Origin of the sequence: Pseudomonas sp. ERMR1:02, from assembly GCF_002277815.1 — a bacterium.
Lineage (GTDB): Bacteria > Pseudomonadota > Gammaproteobacteria > Pseudomonadales > Pseudomonadaceae > Aquipseudomonas.
This window is the reverse complement of the sequence record NZ_NKJI01000035.1, coordinates 25,522-37,281: the sequence shown is the minus strand read 5'-3', so window position 1 is coordinate 37,281 and position 11,760 is coordinate 25,522. Positions and strand designations below refer to the sequence as shown.

Here is an 11,760-nt window from a genome sequence, read left to right as displayed (position 1 = left end):
CGTGCACACTTTCTGCACATCGGCAACTTCCGCCATGCGCCCAACTGGGACGCGGTGCTCTGGTTGAAAACCACTATCTGGCCGCTGATCCGCGAGCAGCTGCCCGGCGCTCAACTGCACATCTATGGTGCTTACACGCCGCCCAAGGCGACTGCCCTGAACAACCCGGCCAGGGTTTTCATGTGATGAACTGGGCAGAAGATGCACTGCAAGTGATGTCTGCGGCCAGGGTGTGTATGGCGCCGCTGCGTTTCGGTGCAGGGGTCAAAGGCAAAATTGTTGATGCGATGCTTGTGGCACGCCCAATGTCACGACGCCGATTGGCGCAGAAGCGATGCATGGCGAGGAGCCATGGCCGGGTGCGATCACCCGAACAGCCCGGCGTTCGCCGACCACGCCGTGCAACTCCATCAAGACAAGCCCCGATGGCTCGAGGCGCAGGCGCACGGACTGCAACTGTTGGCCAATCGTTACCAGCAGGACATTCATGGTCCTGCCTTGATCACCCGGCTCGAGCATTGCCTGCAACATCTGCCGGCAATCAGAAGGGAGAACTTCACCGGCAGTATGCTGCGCCATCATCATCACAAGAGCACTCAATACATGGCGCAATGGATCGAGGCGAAAAACCGCGTGCTTTGATTTCACCGAACACGGACAACTGTAGGAGCGAGCATGCTCGCGAAAAACGTCTGAAAACCGCGGGCATTCAGACAACCCACGTTATCGTTGACGTCCATCGCGAGCATGCTCGCTCCTACAGGATTCAAGATGAACGCAGTGTGGCATTGCCTGCCCCGAACGAGGCATGATCAGGGTGCGATAACAACAAAAGTGCCCTGATATGAACCGCACCGGCAGAGTCACCCACCCTTCCTACGAATTGATGAACGACCACCGGCAAGGTGTTTATTGGCGACTACATCGGTAACTTCTACCCCGAATCCCTTTTTCTCACCGGCCCAACCTACCCCACAACTGGATCAGCCAGTTTCGCAGCAAGCACACCATCCGCAAGGCCATGGAACTGATGCGCTATCAACAGCATGTCGCAACCTTTTAAAGAGTGAACAACTATGTATCTGGTGTGTGGCGAAGCGCTGTTCGATTTCTTCAGTGAAAACGACGCCAGCGATCTGGCTTCAAAAGTGAATTTCAAGGCAATTGCCGGCGGCTCGCCGTTCAATGTCGCGGTGGGTCTTCGCCGTTTGGGCGTGGATGCAGCGCTGTTTGCCGGGTTGTCCACCGACTACCTGGGCCGGCGGTTGCTGCAAGTGTTGCAGGATGAAGGTGTACGCACGGACTATCTGCTGGATTTTGCGGCGCCCACTACCTTGGCGATGGTCGCGGTCGGCGCCAATGGCTCGCCGCACTACAGTTTCCGTGGCGAAGGCTGCGCTGATCGGCAGCTGAGGCTCGAACATCTGCCGACGCTCGGGCCTGAGGTTCGAGGATTGCACATCGGTTCGTTTTCGCTGGTGGTGCAACCGATTGCCGACACCTTGCTGGCTTTGGTACAGCGAGAGAGCGGAAAGCGCCTGATCAGCCTCGATCCGAACGTGCGTCTCAATCCCGAACCGGATATCGAGCTGTGGCGTTCGCGGATTGCCACGCTGGTCGAGCATGCCGACCTGATCAAGGTCAGCGACGAGGATTTGAGCCTGCTGTATCCCGGGCAGGAGCCTGCACGGGTCATCGACGGCTGGTTGCAGCACCGCTGTCAGTTGGTGTTTCTGACCCGTGGTGGCGCGGGAGCTACCGTGTTCAGCAAGGCTCTTGGTTCGTGGTCGGAGCCGGCCTGTTCGGTGCAGATCGCCGATACCGTGGGGGCTGGGGATACGTTTCAGGCGGCGTTGATTACCTGGTTGACCGAGCAGCAGCTGGATTCGGTTGAGGGCTTGCGTCAGTTGAGCCGCGAGCAAATCGAAGCGATGGTCAGGTTTGCAGTTCAGGCCGCGGCGCTGACCTGCGGCAAGACCGGGCCGGATTTGCCGTATCGCCATCAATTAGAGCTTCGCTGATTTCGAGGGTCCCTTCGCCAGCAATCCCGCGCCCACAATTTTGACCGTAGTTGTCCGGAAAGAACTCGGTTAAATGTAGGAGCGAGCTGGCTCGCGAGAAATTCAGGGGCACCGCTGGGCATCTGGTTTCACGCGTTATCGTTCACGTCCATCGCGAGCAGAGCTCGCTCCTACACAGCATCCGCCGAACGGTAGTGGCAAAGCGACAGGTGGCGTTCAGGCGGGTTAACCAATGCTTAATCGTGCAGTCCAACACTTACTGGACCGCACGCCCTCAGAGTCCTCTGACGCCCAGTGCGGCAGGTTCGACGACACGTCGAGCTGACTTCCGCCTGCACTTGGAGACCGCCCCATGAACTCGCGCGCCATGCTCGTTTCCGCTGCCCTCGTCTGTGCCCGTTTGCCGTTATGGCCCAGGCCAGCGACACTGCTTCCACCGAAGCTATCCCCTCCTACCACTACGGCATGCCACTGCACGTGGGCAAGATCATTGAATTGACCGAACCCACCACCCTGGACTGCGAGGTGGTCACGGCGACAATGAAGTACATCGATGACCAGTCGGGAAAACCTGCGGTACTCGCCTATCGAAAACTATCTGACGCCTGCAGTTACCAGAACTGACGGAAAAGTCTGAAATAACACCTTGCGGTATTCGTGTGGGAGTTCTGACGCTATGCTCTAACTCCCTCACTGCCGCAAGGATCAGCCATGCAGTTATCGTTTCGGACGTTGTCTACGTTCACCGCCGCGTTTTGCTTGTTACTGGCGCTGGTCTGGGGTTTCGTGCCCGACTGGATGCTGGCCACCTGGGATGTCGAATACTCACTGGCGGTGGGTCTGATCGCACGACGCACGGCAGTATTGTTTGCAGCATTGGGTCTGATGATTTTTCTGGTGCGTAACGAGGCGCCCTCCGCGACCCGCAGTGCGCTGAGCAGCGGCATTATGGTCGGCTGTTGGGGGCTGGCAATTCTGGGCTTCGGCGAATGGTTAAACGGCCATGCCGGTCCGGGCATCCTGCTCGCTGTTGGTGCTGAATTGGCGCTGGGCCTGGCTTTTTCCAGACCCGGCGCGTGTCGGTTGAGCTCGAAACCGCGGGTTAAAACACTTTACGAGCTATGGGGCTATGTGCCGGTTCTAAATGGTGATGCTGTAGATCGGTACGTAACTCTGCAATCAGGTCATTGATTTCCCTACAGCCATTGAGGCGCTGGGCATTGATCCCCGTCTTCAATAGTTCCAGCTGATCGGTTTGACCATCGGCATACACTTTTACGGTCATCGACAATTCAGGCGACAGCGTGCATTGGCAGCGTTTCGGCAGGAAACTGCTTTCAATGATATTGCGAAGTTCCAAGGCAGAAAGAAACATGGCGACCCTCTCCTTTTTTGAGACTGCCAATCAACTAACGACGCTGGCTCGTTTGAAATCCCGGTCAGCTCAAGAACAGATACAGCATAAAACATGCCTGGAATCTTGCTGTGCAGTTCATCGGTAAATCAAGGATTTGCTTGAGTGGGCAGTAAAAACGACCGTGCATTTCGCAAAAAAGGCCCCCGGCAGCCTTGCGATTTGCACACTACAGCGACAAATTTGCATTCACCGCTGGTGGCATCAAAAATAGAAACCAGCCGATTAAGTATCCGCTGACCCCACACATTCGCAAGGAGGCATCATGGGTTCTCTGACCTGTAACACGACCGCTGGGCTGATTTTTGTCGCATTGTCGAGCGTCGTAAATGCAGCAAAACTCGAAGAAATTGCGCCCTATCCGAAAGCCGAAAGAGACTTCACGCGCCAAGTCATCCACCTGGCCCCGCAGTCCCGGGAAGACGATTTCCAGGTCGAGATCCTCGCTGGAAAAACCCTGACCGTCGACTGCAATCGCCAACGCCTGGGTGGCATTCTTGAAGAGAAAAACCTCGAAGGCTGGGGTTATCCGTACTACCACCTGGAAAAAGTCATCGGCCCGATGAGCACGCAAATGGCCTGCCCGGACGGCAAGAAAAGACAGGATTTCGTACCGGTGGTGGGTGATGGCTTCTCGCTGCGCTACAACAGTAAACTGCCGATTGTGCTTTACGTGCCCAAAGACGTCGAAGTGCGCTACCGGATCTGGTCGGCGTCGAGCAAGGTCGAGAAAGCCGTTTCGGAATAACCCTCATTCAGTTCACTGTTCCAGGGAAGGAAACCATGAAATCTGTTGTGCTGCCTCTTATTGCCCTGATCGCGTTCGCCGGCTACACCGTTTCGGTGATGCTCCAGGCCGAACAGTCGTTGATTGACTTCGGTATCAGCCTGATGTCCCGCCCGGATACCGCGCAGGTGGTGATCGATCTTTACTTGCTCGCGGCGCTGGCCGGCATCTGGATGTACCAGGATGTGCGCAAGCGTGGGCGGTCGGTTTGGTCGGTTGTGCCTTATCTGGTGATTACAACGGTTTTTGTCTCGGTTGGGCCGTTGTTGTATCTGGTGGTACGGGACCTGCAGAACCGGAAGAGATCTGCTGCTGTGACTCAACAGAGCTGATCCGGGAATTGTGTTGAGTTTGAAATTGCCTTCGCGAGCAGGCTCGCTCCTACAGTGGATCTGCAGCGTTCACAGAACCTGTGGGAGCGGGCTTGCTCGCGAAAGCGGTCTGACTGTCACCCAATTCATTTCGCCAAGCGCTTGAGCCCAAGCACCATCACCCCCGCCCCCAACATCATCGCCGTCAAAAACAACGGATAAGACACCCACCACGGCGTACCTGCCGTCATCATGCTGAACTCGGACATGCCGCCAATACTCGCAATCAGGTTCAGCGGCAGAAATACCACGTTGATCAGCGTCAGTTTGCGCAGCAGGTTGTTCATGCTGTTGTTCATCAGGTTGCCCCGCGCGTCGATCAGCCCGGAGAACACCGTCGAGTAGATTTCAGCCTGTTTGTAGCACTGGTTGTTTTCGATGATCAGGTCGTCGATCAGGCTGATGGCATGAGCGTCGAAGTGTTCCTTTTGCGCATGATTGCGCAGTCGGGTCAGGACCGCGCCGTTGCTGTGGATCGCGTTGATGTAATAGATCAGGCTTTCGCTGAGGTTGAACATCTGGATCAGATGCTGGTTTTGCATCGATGCATTGAATTTCTGCTGCAACTCCCGGGCAACCAGTTTGATGACTTTAAGGTGGCCTAAATAGTGATGAATGTTGTTGAACAGCAGATCGAGCAACACATCCAGCGGCGAGTGCAGGGCCTGTCGCTTGCCGAGCCCGTTGAGCGGGGTGTCGTCGGTGGCAATCACCAGCAAGCGGTGCGGGCAAAACAGCAAGCCGCAGGACGACACTTCGAAGGACAGGCTGCCGGCGCCCGAATAGTTTTCCGGACGCTTCCAGATCAGAAAAAGGTTGTCGGGGTGGAACTCGATTCTTGAAACCTCGTCGGGGTCCAGCGCCGAAGCCAAGGCATGGTCATCGAGCTTGAAGTGACTGTGCAGCAGGTCCCGCTCGGCGGCATCAGGGTTGCTGAACAGCATGACGTCTGCGTCCTGCCGTTCAACGGCGTGCAACGTGCCTTCAGCCAATTGAAAACGCTTGATCATCGGCCGCTCACCAGGCCTGGCCGCGACGTTTGAGTTCCAGGCGGCGGACGAACTCTTCCAGCACCAGTGAATACAGATCGTCCTGCAGGTAAGCGTCTTCGATGCCGGCGTCCATATTCGGGTTGTCGTTGACTTCGATCACCACCACTTTGTCGCCCGACTGCTTGAGGTCGACTCCGTAGAGGCCATCGCCGATCAGATTGGCCGTTTTCACCGCCAATTCCACCACCGCCCGCGGCGCTTCGTGAACCGCCAGGGTGCGGCATTCGCCGTTGATATCCTGGCCCTTGGCCTTGTGGTTATAGATTTGCCAGTGGCCCTTGGACATGAAGTATTGGCAGGCAAAGATCGGTTTGCGGTTGAGTATGCCGATACGCCAGTCGTACTCGGTGTAGAAGAACTCCTGTGCCAGCAACAGCACCGAGTGTTCGAACAGCTCAGCGGTGGCTTCCAGCAGCGCCTGCTGGCTTTCGACCTTGATCACGCCCCGGGAAAAACAACCGTCGGGGATTTTCAGAACCAGCGGGAAACCCAGACGTTCGCCAACCCGTTCGAAATCTTCCGGTCGCTCCTTGTAGAGGATTTCGGTGGCGGGCATGCCCAGTTGGTGGCTCTTGAGCAGGTCAGTCAGGTAGACCTTGTTGGTGCAGCGTAAAATCGACGCCGGGTCGTCCATCACTACCAGCCCTTCGCTCTCGGCTTTCTTGGCGAAGCGGTAAGTGTGGTTGTCGACGCTGGTGGTCTCGCGAATCAACAAACCGTCGTATTCGGCAATCCGTGCATAGTCCTTGCGCTCGATCAGTTCGACGTCGATGCCCAGCGTCCTGCCGACCCTGACAAAGTTGTCCAACGCCTTGGCATTGGACGGAGGCAAGGCCTCCTGAGGATCGTGCAGGATCGCCAGGTCGTAACGGGCCAGCCGCCTTGAACGTGGCAGGCGCCAGATCTTGCGACTGAAATTGTCAAGGGAATGGGCAAATTGATCTTCCTGATCTTCGCGCAACTTGTGCAGCGCACCGGACTTTATGCCTTCGATGTGCCAGCCGTTATTTCGACGAAACTCAACTAACAAGATCGGACAGGCAAACACTTCAAATAATTGCCTTGCCAAATCCTGCAAGGGTTCGATATTGGTTTTGCCAAAATAAAGCGTCAGGGTAAAACCTTCTGTATCGCTGTAAGCATGATGACTGAGGGCTTTTTCCAGGGTTTTATCCAGATCATCCAATGCCAATCCGTACAGGGACTTGCGGGTCAGTTCGCTGATGGTTCGCACCGACGGAATGACCTTATGCCCACGCGCTTCGGCCAGCAGCGAGCAGTAATACCCGTGCCCCAGGTACTTGTAGCTGCGGCACAGGTTGATGACCTGAACACGCTTGCCCTGCTCATTGTCGCGGGTTTGCTCCAGGTACTCCTGAGCCGTGACGATGTCTTCGCTGGGAAAGTAAGAGGCCCAGTCTTCCTTGCGTTCGACGATGATAATCAATTGGCTGGAAGTTCTGTTAGTGTCATTTAAATAAGTTGCTGCCGGCAAAATTTGCTCGGATACTTCGCGCCAATGACCTTGTACCGCTGACATAGTGATTGATCCGTTGGAGAACAAGACCTTTCCTATTAAGCACGAACTTTTTCGAAAGTCCCGTTTCGTTACGCAACTTTTACGGCGGTCATATGAATACGCTTTTTCGTTTGGCGGTAATGGAAGATTTACCCTCGCTACTGCAACTGGAAGAGCAATGCTTTACCACCGATCGGCTCAACAGTCGCAGCTTTCAATGGATGATCACCCGCGCGCACGGGGAACTGCTGGTAGCCCAGTGCGGTGAGCATCTGCTGGGTTACGCCGTGGTGCTTTTTCATCGGGGTACGTCGCTGGCGCGTCTGTATTCGATTGCCATTGCTGCCCAGGCGCGGGGCAATGGTTTGGGCAAGCAATTGCTCGATCGTGTCGAAGCCAGCGCCCTTGAGCACAATTGCGCTTATCTGAGGCTGGAGGTACGTATCGACAATCCGGCGGCTATTAGCCTGTATGAGCGCAACGGTTATCGGCGCTTCGCCCTGATTCACGACTATTACCAGGATCATGTCGATGCGCTGCGCCTGGAGAAGCGCATCCTTGAGCACCGGTCAGCCATGGGGAGTTCGAAAAGATGTGCAGTTTTGGGTGGGACAAATTAAGGGCGGCTGTGATTTTGTATGGACGGCGCTAGGCACTACTTTTTGTTGTGGCTTCACTGGCGCTTTCGCGAGCAAGCCCGCTCCCACATTAGATCCAGGTCGAATGTGGGAGCGGGCTTGCTCGCGAAAGCGGTGTAAGCGTTTCACTTTAATCCGACTTTGTATAAAGCCCCATCCTCCTCATCGGTCAACACATACAAATACCCATCCGGCCCCTGCCGCACATCGCGAATGCGCTTGTTGAGTTCACTCAGCAAGCGCTCTTCGTGAACGACCTTGTCGCCGTCCAATTGCAGGCGGATCAATTCCTGAGCCACCAGCGCACCGATAAATGCGTTGTGCTGCCAGGCCTTGAAGCGATCACCGTCGTAGAACGCCATGCCACTCAGACCCGGGGATTTTTCCCAGACATGGTGCGGCCCGACGGTGCCTTCGGCGGTTTTGCCATTGGCTTCCGGAATCGGCTGGCCGGAGTAGTCGATGCCATGGGTGGCCAGGGGCCAGCCGTAATTCTTGCCCCGTTCAATGATGTTGACCTCGTCACCGCCCCGCGGACCGTGCTCGTTTTCCCAAAGGGTGCCGTTCCACGGGTTGAGCGCTGCGCCTTGCGGATTGCGAATGCCATAGGCCCAGATCTCTGGACGCACACCGGCCTGGCCGACAAAGGGGTTGTCCTCTGGCACCTTGCCGTCCGGATAGATCCGCACGATCTTGCCTTGCAGTTTGTCGAGGTCCTGTGCGGTCGGGCGATCATTGTTTTCACCCAAGGTGATGAACAGATAGCCATTGCGGTCGAACACCAGACGTGAACCGAAATGGTTGCCGACTGAAAGCTTGGGCTCCTGACGGAAAATCACCGAGAAATTCCTGAGGCTCGTCAGGTCTTCGGACAATTGCCCGCGGCCGACGGCAGTGCCCGCCTTGTCACCCTGCCCGCCACCTTCGGCGTACGACAGATAGATCGTGCGGTCTTGGCTGAAATCCGGTGACAACGCTACATCCAGCAAACCGCCCTGCCCTTTGGCCCAGACTTTTGGCACGCCATTGATGGGCGCGGAGAGTTTGCCGTCAGCGGTCACTACTCGCAGGTTGCCGGGCCGTTCCGTCACCAGCATGCCCTTGCGGTCAGGAAGAAACGCCAGCGCCCAGGGATGCTCCAGCCCCTGGACGATCGGCGTGACCTCAAGGGTACCCTGTTCGCTTTTCATGTCCTGAGTGGGCGCCGCCAAGGCGGGCAGCGTAGCGGCCAAAAATATGCTGGCACAGACTGTGGCCATGAAGGGATTCAGGAGGGTTGGACGCAACATGCACGGCTCCTTTTGTCATGTGGAGGGCTGACAGGAGCATTGCCATATGGTTCAACGATTGCTGGTGTCCGCGTCCCGTTGAGGTGGATTGGGGAGGAACTTCGGTTGGCTGGCGGGCGCCGATCGCTCCTGAGGATAGCGATTGCCAATGCCGCCGTTGTCGAGGGTCGGCGGTCGCGGTACCGGCACAGTGTTCGGGCCGAGAAAGACCGGAGCACCGGGTTGCGTGCCCTGCATGCTGTTGGGGTTGGCCCGGCGGATCGGACTGTTGTAGGGGTTGTTATTGCCGCTGTTCGGCAGATTCTGGGCAAGGTTCAACGGCACGTGTGGCGAAAGGTTTTGCGCCTGCGCCAGTTGGCCGAGAATGCCGCTCAAGGCCAGCATAATGAGGCCGGTTACGCATCGGTTCATGGGGGAGCCTCTCGTCGAATGCGTGGATAGGGTCTTCGATATCACGCTACGCCCAGGGCTCGAATTTGTTAACCAAAACCTCCACGGCGAGATGTAACACAACGTTGATCGCCGCCAGGACCGGGCCGCAAGCCGCTGAAACTTTTGCGCGAGACCGCGGGTCACCTGATCATCACTTTCGAGAATACGACCATGGCGCGGGCAATCTGGAAGGGCGCAATCAGTTTCGGGCTGGTGCATATCCCCGTGGCATTGGTCTCGGCGACCTCCTCGCAAGGGGTGGACTTCGACTGGCTCGACAGCCGCAGCATGGACCCGGTGGGCTATAAGCGCGTGAACAAGGTCACCGGCAAGGAAGTCACCAAGGAGCACATCGTCAAAGGTGTCGCTTACGAAAAGGGTCGGTACGTGGTGCTCAGCGAAGAGGAAATCCGCTCGGCGCATCCGCTGTCGACCCAGACCATCGATATCTTTTCCTTTGTCGACAGCGAACAGATTCCGTTGCAGAACATCGACACGCCCTATTACCTGGCGCCGGATAAACGTGGCGGCAAGGTGTATGCGTTGCTGCGCGAAACCCTCACCAAAACCAACAAAGTCGCACTTGCCCGCGTGGTGTTGCATACCCGCCAGTACCTCGCGGCCTTGATGCCGCTGGAATCGGCGCTGGTACTGGTGAAACTGCGCTGGCCGGCGGAAGTGCGCAGCCTGGATGAACTGGCATTAGGGCCGGACGTCACCAAGGCCGAACTGGCCAAGGGCGAGCTGGATATGGCCAAACGGCTGGTGCAAGACATGAGCGCCGAATGGTCGCCGGACGATTATCGGGATGAATTCGAAGACAAGATCATGGCATTGGTGGACAGAAAGGCCCATGAAGGCAAGATCGAAGATGTTGAGACAGCAACTGGAGAAGAGGAACGTAAGACTGCGGATGTCATTGATTTGACTGAGTTGCTCAAGCGGAGTCTGGGTGGCAAGGGGGTGAGTAAACCAGCGGCCAAGCCGAAAGCGGCAGGCAAACCTGCGGCGAGGAAAAAAGTCAGCAAGTGATGTATTGAATGTTCCGGCCTCTTCGCGGGCAAGCCTCGCTCCTACAGAAATCGGTGAACTGTAGGAGCGAGGCTTGCCCGCGAAGGCGTCTTCAGATCAGGATAAAAATCGCCAGCAAACCACCAAAAATCGCCCATTTTTCCAGGTAATAGAGTTTGCGATTGCGCTTTTTCAATTCCTTTCCGCGCAGGCGAATCCTGTAAATCTTGCTGAACAGGCGATTGAGGCCACCAGTCTTGTCGCCCGCCTCGTTCGGCGCGCCCGCAGCCGACATGACATTGCGGCTGAACCAGCCATTGAATGCCGCCGCCCAGCGATACTTCATCGGACGCTCGACATCACAGAACAGAATGATGCGATTCTGCCGAGTGGAGTTTTCGGCGTAATGAATGAAGGTCTCGTCAAACATCACCGCTTCACCGTCGCGCCAGTGGTAATTCTCACCGTCGACATTAATGTAGCAACCGGCATCGTTGGGCGTTTCCAGGCCCAGGTGATAGCGGTAGGAGCCTGCATAGGGGTCACGGTGGCGCACCAGTTTGGAACCGGGTGGCAACTCGGCGAACATGGCGGCCTTTATCGAACCGATGTTCTGCACCAGTTCGGTGGTGCGCGGGCACAGCTTCATCGCCGACGGGTGACTGTCGCCGTACCACTTGAGGTAGAAGCGCTTCCAGCCGGTCTTGAAGAACGAGTTGAAGCCAACATCATCGTATTGGTTCGAACGCTTGATCTCACCGGCTCGCAGCAGGTTCTGGCCTTCGGCGCGGATTTCTTCCCAGTGGGTCTGCAATGGAGTCAGGTCGGGGAAATCCGCTTGGTTGAGGTATGGCTTGTTGGGGATCTTCGAGAACAGATAAAGGAAACAATTGATCGGCGCAAGAAACGTCGAGTGATCACTCAGTTGGCGGCCCAGCTTGTGGCGCACGCGACCACGCAGATGCACATACGCGATGGATACAACGTAAATAGCCGCAATGATGAGTTTCACGGAAATCGTCACACCTTAGAAGTGAACAAACTGAGCCCCCTTGCCAGCCAGCGGCCTGCAGGTCTTGTGCAGCGTCTGCAAACGAAACAGCGGTTTCGACGGTGCATCCTTGAGCCGATGCCAAATCCCGGCATCAGGTAGAAAGATGGCACTTTAGCCATCGCATGTAACCAGTTGCTAGCAATCAAGTGTGAAAGTCTGTCCGCTGATACGA

Annotated in this window: 10 protein-coding genes and 5 pseudogenes; 9 read left to right on the top strand and 6 right to left on the bottom strand. The window is 56.5% G+C overall.

Annotated elements, in window-relative coordinates; translation table 11 throughout:
• The 5 genes and pseudogenes from CES87_RS31205 to CES87_RS31185 all read left to right on the top strand — a co-directional run.
• Positions 1–642, top strand: a pseudogene (locus tag CES87_RS31205) (glycosyltransferase family 4 protein); the annotation flags it as partial.
• Between the two features lie 251 nt (positions 643–893).
• Positions 894–995, top strand: a pseudogene (locus CES87_RS31200) (AraC family transcriptional regulator); the annotation flags it as partial.
• Between the two features lie 81 nt (positions 996–1,076).
• The gene (locus CES87_RS31195) at positions 1,077–2,021 is read left to right on the top strand and encodes a carbohydrate kinase (protein ID WP_128609235.1); all 945 of its coding nucleotides are present in this window, start codon (positions 1,077–1,079) and stop codon (positions 2,019–2,021) included.
• A gap of 352 nt (positions 2,022–2,373) precedes the next feature.
• Positions 2,374–2,645, top strand: a pseudogene (locus CES87_RS31190) (DUF2790 domain-containing protein).
• An 87-nt stretch (positions 2,646–2,732) separates the two neighbouring features.
• Positions 2,733–3,127, top strand: a pseudogene (locus tag CES87_RS31185) (hypothetical protein).
• Here the strand turns inward: CES87_RS31185 and CES87_RS31180 are convergent.
• On the bottom strand, positions 3,124–3,396 hold the full coding sequence (locus CES87_RS31180) for a DUF1652 domain-containing protein (RefSeq protein ID WP_128609233.1): 273 nt from the start codon (positions 3,394–3,396) through the stop codon (positions 3,124–3,126). The pseudogene CES87_RS31185 and the gene CES87_RS31180 overlap by 4 nt on opposite strands.
• 304 nt (positions 3,397–3,700) lie before the next feature.
• Here CES87_RS31180 and eco point away from each other — a divergent pair, with 304 nt between their 5' ends.
• The gene (gene eco, locus CES87_RS31175; protein WP_128609231.1) at positions 3,701–4,183 is read left to right on the top strand and encodes a serine protease inhibitor ecotin; all 483 of its coding nucleotides are present in this window, start codon (positions 3,701–3,703) and stop codon (positions 4,181–4,183) included.
• A gap of 35 nt (positions 4,184–4,218) precedes the next feature.
• Positions 4,219–4,554: a DUF2834 domain-containing protein gene (locus CES87_RS31170; protein ID WP_128609229.1), complete on the top strand. Its 336-nt coding sequence runs from the start codon at positions 4,219–4,221 to the stop codon at positions 4,552–4,554.
• Between the two features lie 125 nt (positions 4,555–4,679).
• Here the strand turns inward: CES87_RS31170 and CES87_RS31165 are convergent, their stop codons facing one another.
• The gene (locus tag CES87_RS31165; RefSeq protein ID WP_128609227.1) at positions 4,680–5,603 is read right to left on the bottom strand and encodes a magnesium transporter CorA family protein; all 924 of its coding nucleotides are present in this window, start codon (positions 5,601–5,603) and stop codon (positions 4,680–4,682) included.
• A gap of 7 nt (positions 5,604–5,610) precedes the next feature.
• Entirely contained in the window at positions 5,611–7,185 is a 1,575-nt protein-coding gene (locus tag CES87_RS31160) for a RimK family protein (RefSeq protein ID WP_128609225.1), read from the bottom strand.
• Between the two features lie 92 nt (positions 7,186–7,277).
• Between CES87_RS31160 and rimI the strand changes: the two are divergent.
• Positions 7,278–7,739, top strand: a pseudogene (rimI, locus tag CES87_RS31155) (ribosomal protein S18-alanine N-acetyltransferase); the annotation flags it as partial.
• A 188-nt stretch (positions 7,740–7,927) separates the two neighbouring features.
• Here the strand turns inward: rimI and CES87_RS31150 are convergent.
• Positions 7,928–9,091: a PQQ-dependent sugar dehydrogenase gene (locus CES87_RS31150; RefSeq protein WP_128609223.1), complete on the bottom strand. Its 1,164-nt coding sequence runs from the start codon at positions 9,089–9,091 to the stop codon at positions 7,928–7,930.
• Positions 9,092–9,142: 51 nt separating this feature from the next.
• Positions 9,143–9,502 carry a hypothetical protein gene (locus tag CES87_RS31145; protein WP_128609221.1) on the bottom strand — a complete coding sequence of 120 codons (360 nt, stop codon included), beginning with the start codon at positions 9,500–9,502 and terminating at the stop codon, positions 9,143–9,145.
• Positions 9,503–9,694: 192 nt separating this feature from the next.
• Here CES87_RS31145 and CES87_RS31140 point away from each other — a divergent pair, with 192 nt between their 5' ends.
• Entirely contained in the window at positions 9,695–10,555 is an 861-nt protein-coding gene (locus CES87_RS31140) for a Ku protein (protein WP_128609238.1), read from the top strand.
• A 91-nt stretch (positions 10,556–10,646) separates the two neighbouring features.
• On the opposite strand, the gene lpxO is transcribed toward CES87_RS31140, so the two are convergent.
• On the bottom strand, positions 10,647–11,546 hold the full coding sequence (lpxO, locus tag CES87_RS31135) for a lipid A hydroxylase LpxO (RefSeq protein ID WP_128609219.1): 900 nt from the start codon (positions 11,544–11,546) through the stop codon (positions 10,647–10,649).
• Between the last annotated feature and the right edge of the window lie 214 nt (positions 11,547–11,760).